26 protein-coding genes and 1 riboswitch are annotated in these 23,754 nt (G+C 44.5%); all 26 genes read left to right on the top strand.

The features are described 5' to 3' along the window. The first annotated feature begins 1 nt into the window (after position 1). The 26 genes from cobT to MK370_RS04865 all read left to right on the top strand — a co-directional run bounded on the left by cobT (position 2) and on the right by MK370_RS04865 (position 23,697). Positions 2–1,069, top strand: a complete 1,068-nt coding sequence (gene cobT, locus MK370_RS04990) for a nicotinate-nucleotide--dimethylbenzimidazole phosphoribosyltransferase (protein ID WP_268684399.1) — start codon at positions 2–4, stop codon at positions 1,067–1,069. 12 nt (positions 1,070–1,081) lie between these two features. Further along, a complete protein-coding gene (locus tag MK370_RS04985; protein ID WP_268684398.1) occupies positions 1,082–1,681 on the top strand; it encodes a cob(I)yrinic acid a,c-diamide adenosyltransferase in 600 nt (199 codons plus the stop codon). A 259-nt stretch (positions 1,682–1,940) separates the two neighbouring features. Further along, a riboswitch (adenosylcobalamin (AdoCbl) riboswitch) is annotated at positions 1,941–2,089 on the bottom strand. A 310-nt stretch (positions 2,090–2,399) separates the two neighbouring features. Next, positions 2,400–3,542, top strand: coding sequence for a 1-propanol dehydrogenase PduQ (locus MK370_RS04980; protein ID WP_268684397.1), 1,143 nt, complete (start codon positions 2,400–2,402; stop codon positions 3,540–3,542). A 96-nt stretch (positions 3,543–3,638) separates the two neighbouring features. Continuing rightward, positions 3,639–3,983 carry a BMC domain-containing protein gene (locus MK370_RS04975; protein WP_002898216.1) on the top strand — a complete coding sequence of 115 codons (345 nt, stop codon included), beginning with the start codon at positions 3,639–3,641 and terminating at the stop codon, positions 3,981–3,983. A gap of 24 nt (positions 3,984–4,007) precedes the next feature. After that, positions 4,008–4,583 carry an ANTAR domain-containing response regulator gene (locus MK370_RS04970; protein WP_268684396.1) on the top strand — a complete coding sequence of 192 codons (576 nt, stop codon included), beginning with the start codon at positions 4,008–4,010 and terminating at the stop codon, positions 4,581–4,583. Continuing rightward, a complete protein-coding gene (locus MK370_RS04965; RefSeq protein WP_268684395.1) occupies positions 4,583–6,019 on the top strand; it encodes a sensor histidine kinase in 1,437 nt (478 codons plus the stop codon). The genes MK370_RS04970 and MK370_RS04965 overlap by 1 nt, the downstream gene beginning before the upstream one ends. A gap of 113 nt (positions 6,020–6,132) precedes the next feature. Continuing rightward, entirely contained in the window at positions 6,133–7,566 is a 1,434-nt protein-coding gene (gene eutA / locus MK370_RS04960) for an ethanolamine ammonia-lyase reactivating factor EutA (RefSeq protein ID WP_268684394.1), read from the top strand. 31 nt (positions 7,567–7,597) lie between these two features. Continuing rightward, a complete protein-coding gene (locus tag MK370_RS04955; protein WP_268684393.1) occupies positions 7,598–8,968 on the top strand; it encodes an ethanolamine ammonia-lyase subunit EutB in 1,371 nt (456 codons plus the stop codon). 16 nt (positions 8,969–8,984) lie between these two features. After that, positions 8,985–9,905 carry an ethanolamine ammonia-lyase subunit EutC gene (eutC, locus tag MK370_RS04950; protein ID WP_268684392.1) on the top strand — a complete coding sequence of 307 codons (921 nt, stop codon included), beginning with the start codon at positions 8,985–8,987 and terminating at the stop codon, positions 9,903–9,905. Positions 9,906–9,920: 15 nt separating this feature from the next. After that, positions 9,921–10,574, top strand: a complete 654-nt coding sequence (gene eutL / locus MK370_RS04945; RefSeq protein WP_009659835.1) for an ethanolamine utilization microcompartment protein EutL — start codon at positions 9,921–9,923, stop codon at positions 10,572–10,574. 15 nt (positions 10,575–10,589) lie between these two features. Continuing rightward, positions 10,590–11,153, top strand: a complete 564-nt coding sequence (locus MK370_RS04940) for a BMC domain-containing protein (RefSeq protein WP_072073503.1) — start codon at positions 10,590–10,592, stop codon at positions 11,151–11,153. 6 nt (positions 11,154–11,159) lie between these two features. Further along, on the top strand, positions 11,160–12,638 hold the full coding sequence (locus MK370_RS04935; protein WP_268684391.1) for an acetaldehyde dehydrogenase (acetylating): 1,479 nt from the start codon (positions 11,160–11,162) through the stop codon (positions 12,636–12,638). 34 nt (positions 12,639–12,672) lie between these two features. Further along, entirely contained in the window at positions 12,673–12,954 is a 282-nt protein-coding gene (locus tag MK370_RS04930) for a BMC domain-containing protein (RefSeq protein WP_268684390.1), read from the top strand. A 55-nt stretch (positions 12,955–13,009) separates the two neighbouring features. Continuing rightward, positions 13,010–13,285, top strand: a complete 276-nt coding sequence (pduA, locus tag MK370_RS04925; RefSeq protein WP_268684389.1) for a propanediol utilization microcompartment protein PduA — start codon at positions 13,010–13,012, stop codon at positions 13,283–13,285. Between the two features lie 197 nt (positions 13,286–13,482). Next, the gene (locus tag MK370_RS04920; protein WP_268684388.1) at positions 13,483–14,124 is read left to right on the top strand and encodes a hypothetical protein; all 642 of its coding nucleotides are present in this window, start codon (positions 13,483–13,485) and stop codon (positions 14,122–14,124) included. Between the two features lie 23 nt (positions 14,125–14,147). Beyond that, positions 14,148–14,774, top strand: coding sequence for an ethanolamine utilization phosphate acetyltransferase EutD (eutD, locus tag MK370_RS04915; RefSeq protein ID WP_268684387.1), 627 nt, complete (start codon positions 14,148–14,150; stop codon positions 14,772–14,774). Positions 14,775–14,805: 31 nt separating this feature from the next. Beyond that, the gene (locus tag MK370_RS04910) at positions 14,806–15,453 is read left to right on the top strand and encodes an ethanolamine utilization protein (RefSeq protein WP_268684386.1); all 648 of its coding nucleotides are present in this window, start codon (positions 14,806–14,808) and stop codon (positions 15,451–15,453) included. Between the two features lie 14 nt (positions 15,454–15,467). Continuing rightward, positions 15,468–15,749 (top strand): EutN/CcmL family microcompartment protein, encoded by a 282-nt coding sequence (locus tag MK370_RS04905; protein ID WP_002896356.1) that lies wholly within the window; start codon positions 15,468–15,470, stop codon positions 15,747–15,749. A gap of 16 nt (positions 15,750–15,765) precedes the next feature. After that, complete coding sequence (locus MK370_RS04900; protein WP_125435096.1) at positions 15,766–16,860, top strand: ethanolamine utilization protein EutH; 1,095 nt, start codon at positions 15,766–15,768, stop codon at positions 16,858–16,860. A 17-nt stretch (positions 16,861–16,877) separates the two neighbouring features. Continuing rightward, positions 16,878–17,327 (top strand): cupin domain-containing protein, encoded by a 450-nt coding sequence (locus tag MK370_RS04895; protein WP_002896350.1) that lies wholly within the window; start codon positions 16,878–16,880, stop codon positions 17,325–17,327. Positions 17,328–17,740: 413 nt separating this feature from the next. Continuing rightward, positions 17,741–18,472, top strand: a complete 732-nt coding sequence (pduB, locus tag MK370_RS04890) for a propanediol utilization microcompartment protein PduB (RefSeq protein WP_260425614.1) — start codon at positions 17,741–17,743, stop codon at positions 18,470–18,472. Between the two features lie 21 nt (positions 18,473–18,493). Then, positions 18,494–20,155, top strand: coding sequence for a propanediol/glycerol family dehydratase large subunit (locus MK370_RS04885; RefSeq protein ID WP_268684385.1), 1,662 nt, complete (start codon positions 18,494–18,496; stop codon positions 20,153–20,155). Positions 20,156–20,166: 11 nt separating this feature from the next. Further along, on the top strand, positions 20,167–20,835 hold the full coding sequence (locus MK370_RS04880) for a propanediol/glycerol family dehydratase medium subunit (RefSeq protein ID WP_161543453.1): 669 nt from the start codon (positions 20,167–20,169) through the stop codon (positions 20,833–20,835). Between the two features lie 30 nt (positions 20,836–20,865). Beyond that, positions 20,866–21,381 carry a diol dehydratase small subunit gene (locus MK370_RS04875; RefSeq protein WP_125435102.1) on the top strand — a complete coding sequence of 172 codons (516 nt, stop codon included), beginning with the start codon at positions 20,866–20,868 and terminating at the stop codon, positions 21,379–21,381. A 98-nt stretch (positions 21,382–21,479) separates the two neighbouring features. After that, positions 21,480–23,336 carry a diol dehydratase reactivase subunit alpha gene (locus MK370_RS04870; protein WP_268684384.1) on the top strand — a complete coding sequence of 619 codons (1,857 nt, stop codon included), beginning with the start codon at positions 21,480–21,482 and terminating at the stop codon, positions 23,334–23,336. Continuing rightward, the gene (locus MK370_RS04865; protein WP_268684383.1) at positions 23,317–23,697 is read left to right on the top strand and encodes a glycerol dehydratase reactivase beta/small subunit family protein; all 381 of its coding nucleotides are present in this window, start codon (positions 23,317–23,319) and stop codon (positions 23,695–23,697) included. Before MK370_RS04870 ends, MK370_RS04865 begins: the two co-directional genes overlap by 20 nt. Positions 23,698–23,754: the final 57 nt, after the last annotated feature.

Raw genomic sequence — 23,754 nt, 5'->3', positions numbered from 1 at the left:
TTTGAAAGATTTAGAAAAAATTATTGAGCAGATTCTTCCGATAGACAAAGATAAGCTTCAAGAAGGCCAGCGCTATTGTGATCAATTAGGGAAACCCCCGGGCTCCTTGGGAAAGCTTGAGACTATCTATGCTCGCTTGCATGCCATGTTTTCTGGTCCCATTGATTTAGAGAAGAAGATTGTCCTCGTCTATGTGGCAGATAATGGCATCGTGGCTGAAGGCGTTTCTGCCAATCCTCAGGAAACGACCTATACTGTTGCTCGCAATATTCTAGCGGAGAAGTCAGGCTTGTGTGCTATTTCCAAACATGCCGGTTCAGACATCTGCCTAGTAGACATTGGCTGCAAGAAGGATATCTTTAAGGAAAATGAGGACAAGGTTTGTCACGGGACTCGTAATATGCTCGAGGAGCCAGCCATGACTCGCGAGCAGGCTATAGCGGCAATTCTAGTCGGCTATAAGAGGACAGAGACCTTGATCAAAGACGGATATCGTCTCTTTGGAACAGGAGAAATGGGGATTGGCAACACCACCACCTCTGCTGCTGTCATAGCGGCAGTTCTCGGTCTCAAAGCAGAGGACGTCACAGGCTACGGAGCTGGTCTGACTCAGGATATGAAGGCTCATAAAAGAGCCGTTATCCAGCAGTGTCTGGATCGTCACGCTCCTTATGGAGATATTCTGGATCTGACCGCTAAGCTGGGTGGGCTAGATATGCTGGCTATGGCAGGCACTCATCTTGCCTGCGCCCGCTATCAGCTGCCTTGTGTAGTGGACGGTCTTATCTCTCTAACGGGGCTTCTGATTGCCCATCAGCTGACTCCTCATGTCTTGGACTATAGCTTTGCTTCCCATGCTTCGACGGAGCCTGCTTACAGAATGGTCAGTGACTTTCTAGGACTGGAGCCTATGCTTTTGCTGGACATGCGACTAGGTGAAGGCTCAGGCTGTCCTTTTGCTTTCTTTCTGCTGGAAAATGCTGTTTATACCATGGAGCACATGCCAACCTTTGCTGAAGGCAGCTTGAAAGAAGAAGATTATGTTGATATTCGCAAAAATGTGACTTAAAGGAGGAAAAATATGCAACTCTATACAAAAACAGGTGACAAGGGCTTGACCAAGCTAGTTGGCGGTCAAAGTGTTGCCAAGGATGCGGAACGAGTTAATGCTTACGGAACCATTGATGAGCTAAACTCTTGGATTGGTTATACCATTACCAAGCTAGACAAGGATGATAAGCTGAGATATGAGCTGCTCCAGCTGCAGCATTATCTCTTTGACTGTGGTTCAGACCTCTCTACTCCTCAGGGAGTTTACCCTTACAAAGTCGATCAGCAGCTGATTGACTGGATTGAGGAGAGGATTGATACCTACGCAGAAATTCCACCGGCTCTGGAAAGGTTTATCCTGCCAGGCGGTGACGAGATTGCTTCCATGATTCATGTGGCTCGGACCATTGCAAGACGGGCAGAGCGTCATATCGTAGGGGCTATGTGGACTACAGAAATTAACAATAATGTCCTGATTTTTGTCAACCGTCTATCAGATTACTTCTTTGCCTTGGCTCGAGTAATCAACTTTACTAAAAACCAGGAAGACATCGCCTATGAAAGAGGTGCCAAGGTCTTCCACAATATCACCAAGGCGGATGTTGAGCGTTGGGCAAGCAAACGCCAGTGACAAAAAGAAACAGAAAAAGTTCTGTCTTTCCAAATTGACTTTACCAAGTCTTGGAAGGACAGAACTTATTTTGATATTCTAAAAAAGAAAGCCGCCTATACATCATCGTATCTTCATGCTAAGCTTCGTTGATTAGCACTAGCTTTCCAATTATTGACTCTGCTCCTTTGCAGAAAGACAAGAGAAACCTCATCTTTAGAAAATTAACGTACTTAAACGTAGAGTCAATAATGGAAACTAAGCTAAAATGTTTGTTCCAAACTGACATCACTACCTTACATCGAGGCATGAAATCTACTAAAATTTAAGAATAAAGACCTGACTTAAAGCTGAAAAGCTTATCACAGTGGCGGGACCGCGCTGGATTTGCACCAGACTTCCATATCCTTAAAAGTACTAAAATCAATTTCCTAGTAACTAGATTGTAACACCTTTCACAGGGAATTACAAGGAAAATGAACTAAATTTTAATAAAAATTTAATCCTTCAAATAAGCTTGGCTTTGCAAGGAGAAGCGGCACTAAAAACTTCTTATATTAATGACTTTTTCATTGCCATGAAAGCGCTTTTGTGTTATAATTCAATATAGTACAAAGGGGTACTGAAGATAAATAAGCAATGAAGCTATATGAAAATGCTGTGACGTGTGTAGGGGAACAGTCTTATTTTCATATAGCTTCTTTTTGTTTAAAAACAGATACAACAGAAAGGAGAAAAGATGTATAAGATTTCCTATAAGACTGAATTGCATGTGGGCAAGGGCGCTCTGCAGCAATTAAGCCATTATAAAAACGAGCATATTTTAGTCGTTGCTGATCCTTTTTTGAAGACATCTGGCACGCTGGATGCTATTTTAGCCAACTTTGATGACAGCAATGATATTGTTGTTTTCACAGATATTGTGCCTGATCCGCCAATCGAAACGGTTGTGGCTGGTATCAAGAGTGCAGGAGACAAGCCAATCAGCATTGTGCTTTCTATTGGCGGAGGCTCTGCCATTGATGCTTCCAAGGCTATGTATTATTTTGCCAAGAAGCAGGGTGCCTTCTCAGAGGCCATTCTCATTGCCATTCCGACGACAAGCGGAACTGGATCTGAAGTGACCGACTTTTCTGTTATCACAGATGCAGACAAAGGCACCAAGTATCCTTTGGTGACCAGTGAAATTCTGCCAGATGTTGCTATCTTGGATGCGGATTTGGTTATGTCTCTTCCTAGCAACATCACAGCAGATACAGGAATGGATGTGCTGACACATGCTATTGAAGCCTATGTATCCACTGAGGCGACTGACTTCTCCGATGCCTTGGCTGAAAAGGCAATTAAGCTGGTCTTTGAATATCTGCCTAAAGCCTACAAAAATGGTCAGGATGTAGAAGCGCGTGAAAAGATGCACGCAGCATCCACTCTGGCAGGTATGGCCTTTAATACTGCTTACTTAGGTATTAACCACAGTCTGGCTCATGCGGCAGGAGCTAAGTTCCATGTACCTCATGGTCGTTTAAACAGTATTTTAATGCCCCATGTCATTCAGTATAATGCTGGTATCGATCTCAATAATAGAAGCCGGCAGGCAGTGGACAAGGCTGTAGCCAGCCGCTATCAGGATATTGCCAAACTACTGGGATGCAGTGCTTCAAGCCCTGTGTCAGGAGTAAGACAGCTGGTTGAAGCCATCAAGAAGCTGCAAAGAAAACTGGAGATGCCAACTTCTCTCAGAGAATACGGTGTGAAAGCAGATGTCTTTGCTCAGTACAAGGTAGAAATTTCAGAAGCTGCCCTGCATGATGGCTGTACTCCGACTAACCCTCGTGTCCCTACGGCAGAAGAACTGCTTAAAGTATTAGAGAAAGCGTTTTAATCCTCTGAATTGCTGTTATGCCAAAATTATTGTATAATGATTAGGAGCATGCAGTACACTTCTGAACGTTTAAAATCATGAAGAAGGTTTACTAAATTGGAAGAAAAACAAAGAATGATACAGGAATACGTTCCTGGGAAACAAGTGACCTTGGCGCACCTTATCGCCAATCCTGATGAAGTCATTTTTGAAAAATTAGGATTGCAGGCAGAAATCAAGGATGCGATTGGAATCTTGACGATCACTCCGAGTGAAGCGGCCATCATTGCGGTTGATATTGCGACCAAAGCTGCGGATGTTCAAGTTGGTTTTGTGGATCGTTTCAGCGGCTCTGTTGTGATGACAGGTGACGTTTCTTCTGTTGAGGCAGCTCTCATTGCCGTTTTACAAGGTCTGGAAGAGATTTTGGGGTTCTCCAGTACTGTCGTAACGCGGACATAAAAAATCAAACTGTCGAGGGGAAGTATGAAGGGCAGAATACTAATTGTTGATGATGATCCAATTGTAAGATTAGATATCCGAAATATATTAGAAGTAGCTGATTATGAAGTGGTGGCTGAGGCATCCGATGGCTTTGAGGCTATTGATTTGTGTCAGAAATATCGTTGTGACTTGGTCATGATGGACATCAAGCTTCCGCTTTTGGATGGCCTGACAGCGGGTAAGAAAATACTCGAAGATGCTTTAGCCTACAGTGTGATTCTACTGTCAGCCTACAGTGATGAACACTATGTTCAAAAAGCTAAAACCAATGGGATTAGTGCTTACTTGGTTAAACCTTTGGATGCCAAGTCCTTGATTCCTATGGTAGAGGTCTGCATTGAGAAGGGTCGCCAGCTTCAGCAGATGTCCAATGAAATGGTCAAGCTGTCGAAAAAGATAGACGATCGGATTGTGATTGAAAAGGCCAAAGGCTTACTGATGGCTCGTGATCATTTGTCAGAGCCAGAAGCTTTCAAGCGCATTCGGACAATTAGTATGCAAAAGAGAGTGCCGATGATTGAGATTGCTAAATTGCTGGTGCTCCAAGATGATGTGTAATGATGTATAAAGATAAGATAAAGCAGCTTTGTCAGGAACAGACAAATTTGGATGAGGCTGATATCGAGCATCTTGTCCAACAGGCTGACGAATTATTGAAAAACTCAGCTTATGCCAATGAAGATGTCTTCATTGATGTAAAGAACATCTTTTCGGAACATGCCATTGTCATCTTTCACAAAAAACCGGAAAGCAAGCTCAGCTTGTACGAAAACTCGGTTGTAGGTGCTATGGCCTATCTGGAAAATGAGCCAGGTGTTATCCGGACCTTGGAGACGGGCGCTCCTTCGATAGGACTTTCGGCCAGATCGCAGGAGGGCTTAGCCATCCATCAGACGGTCTTTCCGATAGTGAGAGAAGAGCGCGTCATTGGAACGCTGATTATCGAAAGAAATGCTCCTCAGACTTTACCGGACCACTTTTCTTTAGATAAAGAGAACGACGGTTTTGAGTTACGGAGCACTCCTGAGATTTCAGCCCAAGAGCAGTTTGTTTTATTTGATCATATAGATGAAGCTTGTCTGGTCTTTGACCGGCAGGGCTATCTCAAGTATTTCAATCAAGCAGCCGCTGATTCTTATCGCCATAAGCTGGGCTATATGGACTCGATTGAAGGAATGCACTATAGCAATCTGGTCTTAGACAGTCTGTCTTTTGAAGAAATCCAGCAACTGGGACCGCAAGCCCCTCAAGAAAAACCTCACCAAGTTGAGGTACATTATGGCACTTATTGCTTTTTGGTCAAGCGCTACCTGCTGGCTGAGAGTGAAAATGTGGTCATGATCTGTAAGGATATTACAGACATCAAGGAAAAGGAAGCACAGCTCTTAACCCATACAACTACCATTCGTGAAATGAACCATCGGGTAAAGAATCACTTGCAAACCGTTGTTTCCTTGCTGCGACTACAGGCTCAGCAAAGTCCAGGAACAGACACCAAAAAAGCTCTTAATGACAGTATGAACCGTGTGCTCTCCATAGCGGCGACTCACGAGCTCCTGTCTTCTCAGCAGGATGACAGCATTCAGATTGAGCATCTGCTGAAAAAAGTGATCGAAAATGTTCAGCGCTGTTTTTTCGGGCATAGGGAAATAGCCCTGACCTACAGCTTGGAACCGGAACTCTGTCTCGACAGCAGCCGGGCTACTTCACTGGCGCTAATCGTCAATGAATTACTGCAGAACAGCTATGAGCATGCTTTTAAGGATAAAAAAAATCAAGAAAAACCGCAAATCCGTTTGCAGGTTGGACTTGAAAATGATATAATAACTTTAAAAGTACTGGATAATGGTAGCGGTTACAATCAAGAGCATTCCTTTGAGAATCATCTGGGCCTACTCTTGGTGGAGCGCTTTGTCCAAGGAAAATTGTTTGGAACTTTGTCTATCCACTCAGACCATGAGGGGACGACAACAACCATTCGTTTTAAAAAATAAATACTACCAGACTAACAATGATGTCAGTCGAAAAAAGCAATGACGCTTGAAGAATGTAAATGAACTCTGTTTGTTTGCATTGCTTTGAGCGTCTTTTTTTGGAGGTTTTTAGTATGTCAGATAAAATTTTGAGTGTGGGGCTCGATATCGGAACAGCCACTACACAGCTGATCTTGTCAGAGCTTACCATCGAGAATATTGCTTCTGTGTTTACTATTCCTCGTGTCTATATTACAGATAAAAAAGTTCTTTATAAAAGTGAAATTATCTTCACACCAATTTCGGATCAACTTTTGATCGAGGTGGATAAGATCAAAAGCTTTGTTCTGAATGAGTATGCGAAAGCAGGCATTCAGAAAAAAGATATTCAGATGGGAGCAGTCATCATTACTGGTGAGACGGCTCGCAAGGAAAATGCCAGTCAGGTGCTCCAAGCACTGAGTGGCTACGCTGGTGACTTTGTCGTTGCGACGGCTGGGCCAGACCTTGAGAGTATCATCGCTGGTAAAGGGGCCTGCAGCCATCAGTATTCTCAAGAGCATCATACATCAGTTGTCAATATTGATATTGGTGGTGGGACTTCCAATCTGGCAGTCTTCCGAGAAGGAGATGTGATTGATACAGGGTGTTTTGATATCGGAGGTCGGCTGATAAAGATGGATCCGCAGACCCAGCGGATTAGCTATATTGCTCCAAAACTGCAGACTATTATTGCAGAGCAGGGGCTTCAGCTGGCAGTTGGTGAAATGGTCCATCGGGCTGATTTGGATCGGCTGATTCAAGAAATGGTCTCCGTATTAGAACAGTCTGTAGGAATTGACAATCACAGTCCTTACTATGATCTCCTACAGACCAACCACGGTCTCAAGTTGAACTATGATCTCCACTGCGTATCTTTCTCTGGTGGTGTAGCTGATGGAATATACTTGGAAACGACCTCGGCGGATGATTTCCGCTATGGGGATATCGGTATCCTGCTTGGCAGGGCGTTGAGAAAATCCAAGATTTTTGATCAAAAGAAAGTCATCCAGTCAGCTGAGACCATCCGGGCAACCGTTGTTGGAGCCGGCAGTCATACGACCGATGTCAGCGGCAGTACCATTACCTACATCTCCGATATCCTCCCTATTAAGAACATTCCAGTTCTCAAACTGGCTGCTTCTGATGAGCATGAGGATAAGGAGGGGCTGCAGCAGATTATCAGGGACAAGGTGGCCTGGTTCACACTGGAAAATGAAGTCCAGCAGGTGGCTTTGGCAATCAATGGAGAAAAAAGCCCAAGCTTCGCCCGGGTTTTGGAATACGCAGAGGCTATTGTCAGTGGAATGAGCGAAAGTATTGAAAAGAAAATTCCGCTGCTAGTGGTGGTCAGAGAAGATATGGCCAAGGTTTTAGGTCAATGTCTCTTTGCTCAGTTACCTAAGGATTATCCATTTGTCTGCATTGACTCAGTGGATGTTCAAAATGGCGACTATATCGATATTGGCAATCCAGTCATTGAAGGCTCGGTCTTACCGATTGTCGTGAAAACATTGGTGTTTAATTAAACTTTTATTTACACAAAGGAGGAAGTAATCCATGATTTTGAAAACAAAATTGTTTGGTCGGCTTTACGAATTTAAATCCGTAAAAGAAGTGCTGGCCAAAGCCAATGAGTACAAATCCGGGGATCAGCTAGCCGGAGTAGCAGCAGAATCTGCCGAAGAGCGTGTCGCTGCTAAGGTTGTACTAGCTCAGCTAAAACTGTCTGATTTGTTCAATAATCCAGTAGTGCCTTATGAAGAAGATGAGGTAACACGGATTATCATTGACGACGTCAATCTTCGTACTTACGAAAAGATCAAGAACTGGACAGTAGAAGAGCTGCGTGAATGGATCTTGGACAACAAGACTCAGAACGTAGATATTCAATGGCTGTCTCGTGGGTTGACTTCTGAAATGGTAGCAGCGGTTGCTAAGTTGATGACTAACTTAGACTTGATTGTTGCTGCCAATAAGATTATCATTACCAAACATGCCAATACAACCATCGGTATGCCGGGAACATTCTCTTCTCGTCTCCAGCCAAACCATACCACAGACGATCCAGACGGTATCATGGCTTCTACTATGGAAGGTTTTGCTTATGGATGTGGGGATGCTCTCTTAGGGCTGAACCCAGTTGATGACTCAGTAGAAAGTGTTAAACGGGTCTTGCATAAGTTTAACGACTTCATCGAAGAGTACAAGATTCCAACTCAGCACTGTGTGCTAGCTCACGTTACCACTCAGATTGAAGCTATGAATCAAGGTGCTCCGACAGGATTGGTCTTCCAGTCTATCGCTGGATCTGAAAAAGGAAATGAAGCCTTTGGTTTTGATGCTAAAATCATTCAAGAAGCTTGGGATACAGCTCTGAAAGTGGGAACAGCTGCTGGACCAAATGTCATGTACTTTGAAACAGGTCAAGGTTCTGAACTTTCATCTGACGCTCACCATGGAGCAGACCAAGTGACTATGGAAGCTCGTTGTTATGGTTTCGCTAAACGCTTCGATCCATTCTTGGTAAATACCGTTGTTGGATTTATCGGACCTGAGTATCTCTACGATTCTAAGCAGGTTATCCGTGCTGGTTTGGAAGACCACTTCATGGGCAAACTGACTGGTATCTCAATGGGTTGTGATATCTGTTACACCAACCATATGAAGGCTGACCAAAACGATGCTGAAAATCTCTTGGTTCTTCTCGGAGCAGCTAACGTTAACTACATCATGGCGATTCCTCATGGTGACGATATCATGCTTAACTATCAAACAACTGGTTACCATGAAACTGCAACCATGCGTTCACTTCTCAACAAACGTCCGATTAAGGAATTTGAAGAGTGGATGGAAAAGATGGGCTTGATGGAAGATGGTCACCTGACAGAAATCGGCGGAGACGGCTCCATCTTTATGAGATCAAATTAGCAAGGAGGAAATCATTGTGGATGAATTGCAATTAAAAGAAATGATTCGCTCATTGTTAAATGAGATGGGCGGCGACTCAGCTGCTAAAGAAACAGCAGCGACTGACCAGAATAAAGCTGAAAAATCTGCAGTTTCTCTGCAGGAAGAAGTCAAACAAGATACTTCAGTGATTGAAGATGGCGTCATTCCAGATATAACAGAAGTAGATATCCAGGAACAGTTCTTGATTCCGAATGCCATCAATGAAGAAGCCTACCGGAAGATTAAGAAATTTACTCCGGCACGTCTGGGCTTGTGGCGAGCAGGTGATCGCTACAAGACACAAACTGTTCTGCGTTTCCGTGCAGACCATGCGGCAGCTCAGGATGCGGTCTTCTCTTATGTCTCAGATGAATTTGTTAAGGAAATGGGCTTCATTCCTGTACAAACTAAGGCGACTACTAAAGATGAGTACTTGACACGTCCAGATTTTGGCCGAGTCTTCCCTGAAGATCAGCAGGCGATTATCAAAGAAAAATGCAAACCTAATGCCAAGGTTCAGATTATCGTTGGCGATGGTCTTAGCTCATCAGCTATTGAGGCTAACGTCAAAGACTTTCTGCCAGCTCTGAAGCAAGGTCTGAAAATGTTCGGACTGGACTTTGGTGAAGTACTCTTTATCAAGCATGCTCGGGTTGCAGCTATGGACCAAATCGCAGAATTGACTGGAGCAGAAGTTATCTGTATGCTGGTCGGTGAGCGTCCAGGTCTGGTAACAGCTGAGTCCATGAGTGCTTACTTGGCCTACAAGCCAACAGTTGGTATGCCGGAAGCGAAACGGACCGTTGTTTCCAATATTCATAAAGGCGGAACACCAGCCGTTGAAGCTGGAGCCTATGTAGCAGAAATCATTAAGAAGATTCTTGATAATAAGAAATCAGGAATTGATTTGAAATAATAGGAGGTAGTGGCTTTGAAAAATGATCGATTAGGTGCAAATGTATTAAGTGCCCTTCTGATTTCAAACGTGGATGCAGGTTTGGCAGCTTCTTTGGAGCTGAAACCACATCACAGAAGCCTGGGCATTATCACTTCTGACTGTGATGATGTCACTTATGTAGCCTTGGATGAAGCAACCAAGGCAGCAGATGTTGAAGTAGTCTATGCTCGCAGTATGTATGCTGGTGCAGGCAACGCTTCAACTAAGCTGGCTGGTGAAGTCATCGGTATCTTGGCTGGTCCAAACCCAGAAGAAGTTCGCAGCGGTCTGGATGTAGCAGTCTATGAAATCGAAAATGGGGCTAGCTTCTACAGTGCCAATGATGATGACAGCATTCCTTATTTTGCACATTGTATCTCTCGTGCAGGTTCTTACCTGTCAGAGGGTGCTAATGCAGAAGAAGGAACAGCGATTGCTTACTTGATTGCTCCACCGGGTGAAGCTATGGTGGCACTGGATGCGGCTTTGAAAGCGGCAGATGTGCAAGTTGGTGCCTTTTACGGACCACCAAGTGAAACCAACTTTGCCGGCGGACTTCTGGTCGGATCACAGTCAGCCTGCCGAGCTGCCTGCGATGCATTTGCGAATGCAGTTATCGCAGTAGCAAATGATCCTAAAAGTTATTGATTAGGGGTTGATTAAATGGCAGATAGAGCACTAGGTTTAATTGAAGTAAAAGGTTATCTAGGTGCTGTAGTTGCGGCAGATGCGGCTTTGAAGGCTGCCAATGTATCATTGCTTAATATTGAAACGGTCAAAGCTGGTTTGAATACAGTTCAATTAATAGGCGATGTCAGTGCAGTCCGCTCAGCGGTTGATGCGGCAGTTGAGTTGGTACAGGATAAACCTTACTATCTGGCCAGCCATGTAATTTCTAGGTTGGATAACCAGACAGACATTCTCTTTGCACCAAAGAGAAATAGTAAAACAGCTAAAAAAGAGATTGCTTCTACGGCGGAAACAATCCCTTCAGAAAAAATCGAAGAAAAGCCTCAGCCTGTAAAGGAAACTAAGGCTAAACCAGCAGAGAAGCTTGAAGGAGAGACAAGGACCTACACCAGAGAAAAACTGGAAAAACTAAAAGTCGTCGAACTACGCAGCCTTGCCTATCATCAAGAAGGTATCCGTCTCAGCAAGAAAGAAATAAAATTTGCCAACAAGAAACTTCTCGTTGAGACTTTGATGGAAACAATAGGAGAGGAGTAATTGCGGATGTTTTTAGAAGATAAAGATTTGGTATCGATTCAGGAAGTAAGGAATTTGATTCGGGATGCAAAGAAAGCCCAACAAGAACTTGCTAAAATGAGCCAAGAGCAAATTGATACCATTGTAAAAGTAGTAGCGAAAGCTTGTTATGATGAGCGTGAACGCCTAGCTAAAATGGCGGCTCAGGAAACTGGCTTTGGCCGCTGGGAAGACAAGGTACTGAAAAATGCTCTTGCTTCCAAAGGTATTCTTGAAGAAATCAAGGATATGAAAACTGTTGGGGTTCTCCGCGAAGACAAGGAAAAGAAAGTCTTGGAAGTTGGAGTTCCAGTCGGCGTCATCGCTGGCTTGATTCCATCAACCAACCCGACATCAACAGTTATGTATAAGGCTTTGATCGCTTTGAAGGCAGGAAACAGTATCGTCTTCTCTCCTCACCCAAATGCTCTTAAGAGTATTGAGGAAACAGTGGAAATCATCAAGAAAGCTGCTAAATCAGCTGGCTGTCCGGATGGAGCTATCAGTGCGATTCATCGGGTATCCATCGCAGCTACAAATGAGTTGATGCGACACAAGGATACAAATCTCATTTTGGCGACTGGCGGAAATGCCATGGTCAAAGCAGCTTACTCATCTGGTACACCAGCAATCGGTGTAGGTCCTGGTAATGGTCCAGCCTTCATCGAAAGAACAGCAGATGTGCCAAAAGCAGTTCGTCAGATTTTGGATTCTAAAACCTTTGACAATGGTGTGATTTGTGCATCTGAGCAGTCTATCATCGTCGAAGAAGATATGAAGGAAAAGATTGTAGCAGAGTTCAAGAAACAAGGTGCTTACTTTGTTCCAGCAGAAGATGCTAAGAAACTGGGTGCCTTCATTATCCAGCCGAGTGGCGCAATGAATCCGAAGATGGTTGGTAAAACACCGCAAGTGATTGCTGAGTTAGCTGGTATTTCAGTTCCAGCAGATGCTCGGGTCTTGATTGCAGAAGAAACAGGTGTCGGCAAGCAGTATCCATATTCTATGGAAAAACTGGCTCCAGTCTTAGGCTTCTACACTGTCAAGGACTGGTTGGAAGCTTGTGAGCTGAGCATTAAGATTTTGCATCACGAAGGTGCAGGCCACACTCTTGCTATTCACAGTCAAAACGAAGAAATTATTCGTGAATTTGCACTGAAAAAACCAGTATCTCGTCTGCTGATCAATACGCCAGCAGCTCTGGGTGGTGTCGGTGCAACGACTGGCCTCTTCCCAGCCTTTACTTTGGGTTGTGGAGCAGTAGGTGGCAGCGCGACATCTGATAATGTCAGCCCGCTCAATCTCTTCAATATCCGTCGTGTAGCTTACGGAACAGCTGAATTGTCAGACCTGCGAAAAGCAGAAAATATGGCAGTGGAAGAACCGAAAGCAGTAGCAGTTGACGGATCAAACGAAGAAGAACTGGTAACCTTATTGGTTCAACGCGTATTGGAAAAACTAAAATAGTCAATATTAAACATTATAATTGGAGGATACAATCATGGCAATCACAAATGCATTAGGAATGGTAGAAACAAGAGGACTTGTCGGCGCAATCGAAGCAGCTGATGCAATGGTCAAAGCAGCTAACGTAACTTTGATTGGTAAAGAACAAGTCGGCGCTGGATTGGTAACAGTCTTGGTTCGTGGTGATGTCGGCGCAGTTAAAGCAGCGACAGATGCAGGAGCAGCTGCAGCAGAAAACGTTGGTGAATTGATTTCAGTTCACGTAATTCCACGTCCACATGCTGAAGTGGAAGTAATCTTGCCTCATCAAGAATAAGATTACAGACTTTCATATAAAATTAAAAACAAGAAAATAATCGGAGGAAAGAAACATGGCAATCGCAAATGCATTAGGAATGGTAGAAACAAAAGGACTCGTCGGCGCAATCGAAGCAGCTGATGCAATGGTCAAAGCGGCTAACGTAACTTTGATTGGTAAAGAACAAGTCGGCGCTGGATTGGTAACAGTCTTGGTTCGTGGTGATGTCGGCGCAGTCAAAGCAGCGACAGATGCAGGAGCAGCTGCAGCAGAAAATGTTGGTGAATTGATTTCAGTTCACGTAATTCCACGTCCACACGCAGAAGTGGAAGTTATTCTGCCCAAATAATCTGGGACAGATAAATATTTGCTGAAAGGGCCTGTATTATAGAGCTTAGGCCTGATACAGGCCCCTGAGGCAAATAGAATACTCAGTGAAAATGAAGCTTATGGGCAGTAGCTCTATACGTAAACGAAAATGTTGATTTTCGAAGAGTATCAGATTGATTTTCACAGAGTATCAACGGAGTAGAAGGATGTGAATACATGTCAGTTTTTACAGAAGCTAAGATCAGAAGGCTTTATAGAGAATCCGTTCTCGCTGATAACGGTGTCTTTGAATTAAACAAAGATGAAAAACTGACGCCAGCAGCCAGAGGGTTTCTCAATGATCACCATATTCGAATCATTTCTTCAGGTCAGACCAAAGGGAAAACAGACTCAGCTGCTGATGCTATCAGGGTGCCGATTACAAACCTTGAGGACTCTGCTGTGTATCCACGACTATTTAGACTGACTAAACTTTATACTTGCTTTTTGAAGAACCAGAGAGAATTGCATCAGGCTTTTCAGGATGAAAAGTGTGAGCAAGTTGGCCAACTATTGAATATAGTAGAACAAATCGTCGGCCAGCATATTCTGGATGATATTTCTGATTACCAGACAGACCTGCCTAGCAATGCAGAATTGCAGGCCATTCGGGTCAGTCGACAGCTAGATCAAGAAACGGTCATGATGAGTTATAAAGAGCCGGCTTGGCAGCTGAATTGCTATGAAACGTATATCGAAACGACCCTCCTGCGCAAAGAATTGGAGCAGGCTGCTGATGGTGACAGAGATCAATTTGCTTGTAAGGTTTCTCAATTATTAAAATCAATTGAAGTCTTGCTCTGGTTGATAGCAGGCTAATAACAAGAGAAAGAAGAACAGCAATGACTTTAGAAAATTTGGTAAATAAAGTAATTGATAAAGTTCAGGAAGAATTGCAGGGGTCATTTGAGGTAGAAGCGAGCGGACGTCATGTCCATTTGAGTCAGAAAGATTTGGAAGCCTTGTTTGGTCCCAACTATCAATTAACAAAAGCAAAAGACCTATCACAACCAGGCCAGTTCGCTAGTCAAGAAAGGCTGACAGTTGTCGGTCCAAAAGGCGCTTTTCACAATGTGGTTATTCTGGGACCTGTTCGCAAACAGTCTCAGGTAGAAGTTTCTTTGACAGACTGTTTGCAGCTGGGCACCAAGGCTCCCATTCGCGAAAGTGGCGATATCGAAGGAACACCTGGTGTCATCTTGGCTCATGGAGACAAGGCAGTTTGTCTGGATAAGGGCCTGATTGTAGCTAAGCGTCATGTTCATATGACACCGGAAGATGCCGAACGTCTGAATGTAAAAAATCACGAGATTGTACAAGTCAGAGTAGAAGGAGCTCGTCCGCTGATATTTGATGATGTAGTCATCCGTGTTAGTCCTAAATTTGCAACCTATATGCATATTGACTACGATGAAGCCAATGCTTGTGGGTTCAAAAAAGGAACTCGCGGACGGATTATTAAAAAATAAGTCCTATGAGCAAATAAAAGGTAGGTAAAGAATGGAAAATCTAGATCGTTTAGTAGATTTGATTACAGACCGCCTGATGGAAAAGTTGAAGCAAAAGCCTCAGAAACCCTCAGTATACGTCATTGGAGGCGATAAGATTCCTGATTTATTAGAAGGAGCAGGCTTTCAAGTCGTAAGAGATTCTTGGGCAGCAGAGATTATTGTTGTCGAGGCACTTGACTTTGATGCTTTTCTGAGACTCTCATCTCTTTGTCCTATAGAGGCAGAGGAAGCAGTCATTTTAAAGAGTCTTTTGAAAGGCAAAAAAGTTCTAGTGTCAGACAGCGCCTTTGCTATTCAGCAGTACAAGCAATCTTCTAAAGTGCACTTGTATCAGGAACTGCAGGGACAGCGCGAAAAGCTGATCCGCTACGGTCTGCAATTTTATAAAGAAGGCCAACTCTTAGCACTCCTAGAAAGCAATCATGCTGAAGAGCCTCGTCCGGCTGAAAAGCGGGCGGTGACAGAAGAAGTCAGCCAAAAGGCTAAGGCTCCGAGCAAGACGGTTTTGCTGACAGAGAAAAAGCTGAGAGAAATGGGCTTACCTGAAAATGGAAGCTTTAAAATAGAAAAAGGAATGATTGTGACAGCCTTGGCGAGAGATTATCTAAAACGTCAAAAAATAGAAATCATAGAATAAAGGAGTGGGTAGAGATGTTTGTTGGTAAAGTAAAAGGAAGCCTTTGGGCGACTAGAAAAGACGAAAATTTAAATGGTTTGAAATTTTTAGTGGTCGAACGGCAGCTAAATGAACATCAAAGTGACCCAGCTCTGCTTATTGTGGCCGACTGCATCGGTGCAGGCGAAGGAGACCAAGTAATGGTAACCACTGGCAGTTCTGCCCGGATGAGCCTAAATAAGACGAATATCCCTGTGGATATGGTCGTTGTGGCTATCATTGACAAGGTTGACTATCACAGTGATGAAGAATATTAGAAACTAAGGTAATGTTATGAGTATCAATGAAATTATCATTTATATCATGGTGCTATTCATGCTGATCGGTGCAGTAGATAAATGTATCGGTGGCAAACTAGGACTAAGTGAAAAATTTGAAGAAGGAATCATGGCTATGGGAGCTTTGGCTCTGTCTATGGCTGGGATTATGGTAATCGCTCCCCTCTTGGCGGATGTCTTGAAACCGATTGTCGTGCCTTTGTATGGCTTGGTGGGTGCTGACCCGTCTATCTTTGCGACAACCTTCATTGCCAATGATATGGGAGGAGCTCCTCTTGCTCTCAGTCTGGCTCAGGATCCAGCGGTAGGAAATTTTGCTGCCTTTGTACTGGGCTCTATGATGGGGCCAACCATTGTCTTTACGATTCCAGTTGCCTTGGGTATTATCGAAAAAGATGACCGTCCGCTTTTGGCTCGCGGAATCCTATACGGTTTGGTAACTGTTCCGATTGGCTGTCTCCTCGGAGGACTTTTCGTACCAGGTCTGCCTTTTGGAACCTTGATTGTCAATCTTATTCCGATTATCATTGTATCTGCTCTGATTTTCGTAGGATTGCTTTTGGCACCTAATGCCATGATTAAAGGTTTTGAAGTGTTTGGTCAGATTATTGTTATCTTGGCAACGCTTGGTTTGGCTTTTGGTGCAGCGCAGCTTCTGACTGGAAATGAATGGCTCATCAGCATCTATCCAAAAGGTGCTGAAACACTGAAGGAAGCCTTTGAAGTTGTCGGAACGATTGCTGTAACCTTGGCTGGAGCCTTTGGTCTGGTAGCTGTCTTTACCAAGGTAGCCAACAAACCGCTTTCTGCTATCGGAAAATCCCTAGGAATGAACGAAGTTGGTGCAGCTGGTTTGGTAGCTTCTCTGGCTAATAACATTGCCATGTTCCAGATGATGAAGGATATGGACAAACGCGGTAAGATTATCAACGTAGCCTTTGCCGTATCTGCTTCCTTTGTTATCGGAGATCACCTAGGCTTCACAGCTGGTCAAAAACCGGAAATGATTGTGCCGATGATGATTGGTAAATTTGTCGGCGGTATCACAGCGGTATTACTGGCTTTCTTCTTAACGAAGAAGGAAGCTTAGACTTGGAGGTATGAAGTATGGCAGATATTAATCGTTCTGACCTAGAAACATTGGTTCGTAAGATTCTATTGGAAGAATTAGCCACTAAAGATGGTGGGAAGAAAGTCAGCAAGGCAGGCGTAGCTTCTATCGCCCTGCCTGGTCTGGATGTTCGTCCAGAAGATCGCTTGGATACAGGTGATGCGAGCCATCAAGTTTATACACGAGATTTGCTGACCTTAGATGAGAGTCCAAGATTGGGCTTAGGTCTGATGACTATGGAAAAGACAACTTTCCCTTGGCATCTGGACTATGATGAAGTGGACTATGTTATTGAAGGGCGTCTTGATATTATCGTTGGTGACGAAGTCATGACAGCTGGCCCTGGCGAAGTACTCTTTATCCCTAAAGGCAGCGACATTCAGTTCTCTGTCAGAGATAAGGCCCGCTTTATCTATGTCACCTATCCGGCTGACTGGCAAGGCTAGTTTGTCGGAAGATTCAACTATCAGATTTACTAGAATGGCAGGACAGCGGCCTGCTGTCCTGCCATTCTGTAATGATGGAAAATAAAAAAACAGATAAAAGATGAGCAACCCTGCGAAAAGTTTATCATCTGTTATCTGCCTCTGCGATTGTTATTTTTGAAGGGAAAGGCCTGTCAAGTATATTTCTTGTAGGCTTAGCTTGGCATTCCTAAAAAAGTTAGTTAGGCTTTTTTGGAGAACGCGGAAAAATCTTCCTTTTTAAAAAACAACCATACTCATTCTAACAGAAAACCTTAGAATAATCTATTCTTTTGACCCAAAAAAAGTTAAAAAAAGGAATCAGAAAGAGGCGTATAGCTATGGTGCTCCTCTTATCTGATTTCCTTATTCCCTAAAATTGTAAGCGCTTCAAAATATATGTCAGCGAAAGGAGCTGTCTTATGGAAAACAAATGCAATATTACAGAATTTGTCGGTGTTAATCCGATAGGCGATACAATTGGACTTGTCATTGCCAATGTGGACCAGCAGGTGCTGGATGCTATGAAGCTAGAAAAGAGCTATCGCTCAATCGGTGTGGTCGGTGCTCGTACCGGTGCAGGTCCTCATATCATGGCTGCTGATGAAGCGGTCAAAGCAACCAATACAGAAATTGTTAAAATCGAATTACCTCGTGATACTAAGGGTGGTGCTGGACACGGAAGTTTGATCATCTTCGGCGGTGAAGATGTATCAGATGTCAGACGAGCTGTGGAAGTAACCTTGAAGGAAGTGGATCGAACCTTCGGCGATGTTTATGCTAATGATGCAGGGCATATTGAACTTCAGTATACTGCGCGTGCTAGCTATGCTTGTCAGACTGCCTTTGGTGCTGAATACGGTCGTGCTTTTGGCTTGATTGTCGGAGCACCTGCAGCTATTGGTGTTGTTATGGCGGATACAGCTGTCAAGGCTGCCAACGTTACTGTTGTTGGCTATGCTTCTCCAGGAAATGGTGGTACTAGCCACTCAAACGAAGCCATCCTCTTTATCAGTGGGGATTCTGGAGCGGTTAGACAATCAGTTATCTCAGCGCGTGAAGTTGGACTGGCACTTTTAGGTAGTATGGGTGACGAGCCAACCAACTCACAGCCATCTTACATTTAAGAGTGAGAGGGAGGAAACGGTATGAGATCCAAACGTTTTGAAGTATTAAGCGAACGCCCTATCAACCAAGATGGATTTGTAAAAGAATGGGTTGAAGAAGGTTTGGTGGCTATGGAAAGTCCCAATGACCCTAAACCCAGTATCAAAATTCAAAATGGGAAAGTGGTTGAGTTAGACGGCAAACCAAAAGAAGAATTTGACCTGATTGACCAGTTCATTGCTAACTACGGGATTGACTTGAGCCGCGCTGAAGAAGTTATTCAGATGGACTCAAGAGAGATTGCCAATAAAATATTGACACCGAATGTACCTCGGACAGAAATCATCAAGCTGACCAAGGCCATGACTCCGGCTAAAATCATTGAAGTGGTCAATCAGATGAATGTCGTGGAAATCATGATGTGTCTGCAAAAGATGCGGACCCGTAAGCAAACAGCTACTCAAGCCCACGTCACTAATGTTAATGATAATCCAGTGCAGATTGCAGCAGATGCGGCTGAAGGAGCTCTGCGTGGTTTTGCAGAGCAGGAAACAACGGTTGCCGTAGTGCGTTATGCTCCTTTCAATGCCCTGTCTCTGATGATTGGCTCCCAAGTGGGCCGTCCTGGGGTACTGACTCAGTGCTCCTTGGAAGAAGCAACAGAACTAGAATTTGGTATGCGTGGCTTTACAGCCTATGCTGAGACCATCTCTGTTTATGGTACAGAAGATGTCTTCACCGATGGAGATGATACACCTTGGTCCAAGGCCTTTCTGGCTTCCGCCTATGCCTCTCGAGGACTCAAGATGCGCTTCACTTCCGGTACAGGATCTGAAGTGCAGATGGGACAAGCCGAAGGCAAGTCCATGCTCTATCTGGAAGCTCGCTGTCTCTATGTTACGAAAGCAGCTGGGGTTCAAGGAACTCAGAATGGATCAGTAAGCTGTATCGGTATTCCAGCAGCTGTTCCGAGTGGTATTCGAGCGGTCGTTGCTGAAAACTTGATTGCCAGCATGCTGGATTTGGAGTGTGCTTCATCAAATGACCAAACCTTTACTCACTCAGACTTACGTCGCTCCGTTCGGACTTTGATGCAGTTTGCGCCAGGTACAGACTTTATCAACTCTGGCTACTCTGCTACGCCAAACTATGACAATATGTTTGCCGGCTCTAACTGGGATGCGGAAGACTTTGACGACTACAATGTCTTGCAACGTGACCTGCGGGTAGACGGTGGTCTTCGTCCTGTACGTGAAGAGGAAGTTGTAAAGGTTCGGAACAAGGCAGCACGCGTTATGCAAGCTCTTTTCAAAGGCTTGGGCCTGCCGCCGATTACCAACGAAGAAGTCGAAGCCGCGACCTATGCTCATGGCTCTAAAGATATGCCAGAGCGGGATAAGGTTGAAGACATCAAGGCTGCTCAAGGTATTCTGGAACGCGGAGTTCAAGGGGCTGATTTGATCAAAGCCTTGGCTAATAATGGCTTTCCAGAAGTTGCCAATGAGCTGCTCAATTTGTTCAAACAACGTGTAGCAGGGGATTTCCTGCAAACATCTGCTATCTTTGATCGGGATTGGAATGTTATTTCAGCGGTGAATTCACCGAATGACTATGTTGGTGTCGGTACAGGCCATCGTCTGGTCGGCGAAGAATGGGAAAAAGTCAAAGACATTCCTAAAGCGATTGACCCGCGTGATGTATAGGAGGAGCTAAGATGACAGAGATAAATGAAACTTTACTGCGCTCCATTATTGCAGAAGTGATGAAAGAGATGAGCGCCAATACCAACGAAACAGCTGCTAAAACAAGCGAAAAGCCTGCCACAAAGCCTGTGTCCAATGAAAAAGCTGTCATCCGTACAGTTGGTGTGGCTAAGCCTAGCCAGTCAACGGATGAAGTCGTTATTGCAGTTGGGCCTGCCTTTGGGGAACAGCAGGTGAAGACGATGGTGGACATTCCTCATACGGAAGTGCTGCGTCAGCTGGTGGCTGGTATCGAAGAAGAAGGGCTCAAGGCTCGCATTGTCAAGGTCTATCGTTCTTCTGACGTTGCCTTTGTAGCGGTAGAAGGAGACCACTTGTCTGGTTCTGGCATTTCTATCGGTGTTCAGTCTAAGGGAACAACGGTTATTCACCAACGTGATTTGCCACCGCTCAGTAATCTGGAACTCTTCCCGCAGGCACCTTTGTTAACTCCTGAAACCTATCGTTTGATTGGTAAAAATGCTGCTAAGTATGCTAAGGGTGAAACACCAAATCCGGTGCCAACCCTTAACGACCAAATGGCTCGTCCTAAGTACCAGGCATACTCAGCCTTGCTGCATATCAAGGAAACGAAACTGGTTAAAAGAGGAAAACCAGCTGATGAATGTCAGGTGATTTAATGCATATGATGTCTACAAGGAGAAATCAGAATGAGTGAATCAGTAGAAACATTAGTAAAACAGATATTAGCCGAGCTAAGCGATAGCGGCTCAGCTAGTCAAGGAGCAGCCAATCGTCCTATCAGTTCTGATGAAGCGACAGCGGCTGATTATCCTATTTCTAAAAAACACCCAGACTGGATAAAGGTTGGTCAGGATAAGAAATTCGAAGATATTACACTGGAAAATATCTTGTCTGGCTATGTAAAAGCAGAGGATTTGCGGATTAAGCCAGAGATTTTGATCAAGCAAGGTGAAATTGCTAAGAATGCCGGCCGCGAAGCAATCCAGTATAACTTTTCTCGGGCTGCCGAACTGACCAAGGTTCCGGATGCGCGTGTGCTGGAAATCTATAATGCCCTGCGCCCTTACCGGTCTTCCAAACAGGAATTATTGGACATTGCCAATGAATTGGAAAACCAATATGGAGCTGTTATCTGTGCGGGCTTTGTCAGAGAGGCTGCTGAAAATTATGAGCGCCGCAAGAAGTTGAAAGGTGACAACTAATCCGGTTTTATCAAGGCTATTTTGGGTTGAAAAAAGATTATTATCACTGCTTTTATAATGCTTACTCAAAATAGCCTAATCTTGGTGGAGGTGAAAATGTGAAACGAATCATTGGAGTAGACATAGGAAATTCTTCGACTGAGTCTGCCTTAGCTGAAGTGCAAGATGATGGAAGCATTCACTTTCTTGCCTCAGCCATTGCGGATACAACAGGTATCAAGGGGACCAAGGAAAATGTCCACGGGATTTATCAATCTCTGAGAAAATTGATGGAGCAAACATCCTTTGAAGTGGGCCAAGTTGATTTGATTCGGATCAATGAAGCGACGCCTGTTATCGGTGATGTTGCCATGGAAACTATCACAGAGACGGTCATTACTGAGTCTACCATGATTGGTCATAATCCGCGTACTCCAGGCGGTCTGGGTCTGGGGATTGGACTCACGGTAGATATTCTCGACTTGGTTCATCATCCGATTGATGGGAAATACATCGTGGTAGTGCCGAAGGTCATTGATTTTGACTTGGTTGCCCAGCTAATCAATGCCTATCTAGCCAAGGGCTATCAGATTACCGCTGCCATTCTGCAGGCGGATGATGGGGTTCTGGTCAATAACCGCATTAGCCAGAAGATTCCAATCGTGGATGAGATTCTCTTTATTGACAAGGTTCCTTTGGGAATGCAAGCTGCTGTTGAAGTAGTAGAGCAGGGGAAGGTGATTTCTCAATTATCCAATCCCTATGGTATTGCGACGGTCTTTGGCTTGAGTGCAGAAGAGACGAAAAGCATTGTTCCCATTGCCCGTGCCCTCATTGGCAACCGCTCAGCTGTCGTGATTAAGACACCGGCAGGTGACGTTCAGGCTCGGACGATTCCAGCAGGTAGTATCCAAATTATCGGCAAGGAGCATACCTTAAAGGTAGATATTTCCAAGGGTGCCGATGAGATTATGGAGAAAATTGTCTATGCTGGCGAGATTAGCAATGTTGTCGGAGAGGCGGGCACCAATGTTGGTGGCATGCTGGAGAAGGTGCGCCAAACCATGGCTGACCTGACTGAGAAAGAGCCTTCCGACATTTATATCCGTGACTTACTAGCCGTTAATACTTTTGCTCCGATTTCTGTGCGCGGTGGTGTGGCTGGAGAATTTTCTATGGAGCAGGCTGTCGGTATAGCCTCTATGGTAAATTCTGACAAGCTACAAATGTCCATCATTGCCCAAGAAGTCGAACGAGAGCTGGGTATCACTGTAGAAATCGGTGGAGCAGAAGCTGAATCAGCTATCCTCGGAGCCCTGACTACACCAGGGACGGATCGCCCCTTAGCTATTTTGGACTTGGGAGCAGGCTCGACAGATGCTTCCATTATTGATAGCAGGGGTCAAATCTTGGCCGTCCATCTAGCTGGTGCCGGTGATATGGTAACCATGCTGATCAATTCGGAGTTGGGACTGGAAAATCATCATCTGGCAGAGGACATCAAACGATATCCTCTGGCCAAGGTAGAAAGTCTTTTCCATATCCGGCATGAAGACGGCACTGTTCAATTTTTTGATAAGCCGCTGTCTGGAGATTTGTTTGCCAGAGTCGTCATCGTTAAGGAAAATGATGAATTTGTTCCTATTGATGACGGAGACTACTCTATTGAGAAAATCAAACTTGTTCGGCAGTCTGCCAAGGAAAGAGTCTTTGTTACCAATGCATTGCGGGCTCTCAAGCGTGTCAGTCCCACTCAAAATATTCGAGACATTCCTTTCGTTGTTATCGTGGGTGGCTCAGCTTTGGACTTTGAAATACCTCAGCTAGTGACCGAAGCCCTCTCTCAGCATGCCATTGTAGCTGGTCGAGGCAATGTACGTGGCTTGGTGGGACCTCGAAATGCAGTAGCGACCGGACTGATTTTGACCTATGTCAGAGAGAAATGGGGGGCCGACTATGGAATTAGCTTATACTAGAAAGCCAACCATTAGGCTGATAGCTACGGACAATGCTCCTGCGGATAAGGTGGCACAAATCGGTTACGGTATCGAAGAGGAAGGTATCCCTTTCAGTCTGGTCAGACCAGATGAAGTTAGTGATCCTGTATCACTAGCGCATGTGGCTGCAACTCAATCCCAGCTGTTAGTAGGGATAGCCTGTGATGGGCGGGATGCAGTCCTCCATTATCGTAACTTGCCGCTTGAAAAATTTATCTATCGTATCAAAGATTATTCTGCTATACCGGACCACGTCTTGCGCCTATTTGGTTCAAATGCAGCGCGTTTGGTCAAGGGAGTCCCGTTTAAAAAATCTGACCTGTTAGAAGCATCTTTTTGACTTGTTCCGATCGATTCAAAAAGATAATCGTGTCAACTACTGAAAAGAGGTGAAATG

Origin of the sequence: Streptococcus sanguinis, from assembly GCF_026781265.1 — a bacterium.
GTDB classification, from domain to species: Bacteria; Bacillota; Bacilli; order Lactobacillales; family Streptococcaceae; genus Streptococcus; species Streptococcus sanguinis_T.
Note: the sequence above shows the minus strand (reverse complement) of the source record. Positions and strands in the feature narration are given on the sequence as shown.

Excerpts from the sequence above, each read along its gene's own strand:
- MK370_RS04985 (WP_268684398.1), top strand. The coding sequence starts at position 1,082 with ATGCAACTCTATACAAAAACAGGTGACAAGGGCTTGACCAAGCTAGTT.
- MK370_RS04980 (WP_268684397.1), top strand. The coding sequence starts at position 2,400 with ATGTATAAGATTTCCTATAAGACTGAATTGCATGTGGGCAAGGGCGCT.
- MK370_RS04970 (WP_268684396.1), top strand. The coding sequence starts at position 4,008 with ATGAAGGGCAGAATACTAATTGTTGATGATGATCCAATTGTAAGATTA.
- MK370_RS04965 (WP_268684395.1), top strand. The coding sequence starts at position 4,583 with ATGATGTATAAAGATAAGATAAAGCAGCTTTGTCAGGAACAGACAAAT.
- eutA (WP_268684394.1), top strand. The coding sequence starts at position 6,133 with ATGTCAGATAAAATTTTGAGTGTGGGGCTCGATATCGGAACAGCCACT.
- MK370_RS04955 (WP_268684393.1), top strand. The coding sequence starts at position 7,598 with ATGATTTTGAAAACAAAATTGTTTGGTCGGCTTTACGAATTTAAATCC.
- MK370_RS04940 (WP_072073503.1), top strand. The coding sequence starts at position 10,590 with ATGGCAGATAGAGCACTAGGTTTAATTGAAGTAAAAGGTTATCTAGGT.
- MK370_RS04935 (WP_268684391.1), top strand. The coding sequence starts at position 11,160 with ATGTTTTTAGAAGATAAAGATTTGGTATCGATTCAGGAAGTAAGGAAT.
- MK370_RS04930 (WP_268684390.1), top strand. The coding sequence starts at position 12,673 with ATGGCAATCACAAATGCATTAGGAATGGTAGAAACAAGAGGACTTGTC.
- pduA (WP_268684389.1), top strand. The coding sequence starts at position 13,010 with ATGGCAATCGCAAATGCATTAGGAATGGTAGAAACAAAAGGACTCGTC.
- MK370_RS04920 (WP_268684388.1), top strand. The coding sequence starts at position 13,483 with ATGTCAGTTTTTACAGAAGCTAAGATCAGAAGGCTTTATAGAGAATCC.
- eutD (WP_268684387.1), top strand. The coding sequence starts at position 14,148 with ATGACTTTAGAAAATTTGGTAAATAAAGTAATTGATAAAGTTCAGGAA.
- MK370_RS04910 (WP_268684386.1), top strand. The coding sequence starts at position 14,806 with ATGGAAAATCTAGATCGTTTAGTAGATTTGATTACAGACCGCCTGATG.
- MK370_RS04905 (WP_002896356.1), top strand. The coding sequence starts at position 15,468 with ATGTTTGTTGGTAAAGTAAAAGGAAGCCTTTGGGCGACTAGAAAAGAC.
- MK370_RS04900 (WP_125435096.1), top strand. The coding sequence starts at position 15,766 with ATGAGTATCAATGAAATTATCATTTATATCATGGTGCTATTCATGCTG.
- MK370_RS04895 (WP_002896350.1), top strand. The coding sequence starts at position 16,878 with ATGGCAGATATTAATCGTTCTGACCTAGAAACATTGGTTCGTAAGATT.
- MK370_RS04885 (WP_268684385.1), top strand. The coding sequence starts at position 18,494 with ATGAGATCCAAACGTTTTGAAGTATTAAGCGAACGCCCTATCAACCAA.
- MK370_RS04880 (WP_161543453.1), top strand. The coding sequence starts at position 20,167 with ATGACAGAGATAAATGAAACTTTACTGCGCTCCATTATTGCAGAAGTG.
- MK370_RS04875 (WP_125435102.1), top strand. The coding sequence starts at position 20,866 with ATGAGTGAATCAGTAGAAACATTAGTAAAACAGATATTAGCCGAGCTA.
- MK370_RS04865 (WP_268684383.1), top strand. The coding sequence starts at position 23,317 with ATGGAATTAGCTTATACTAGAAAGCCAACCATTAGGCTGATAGCTACG.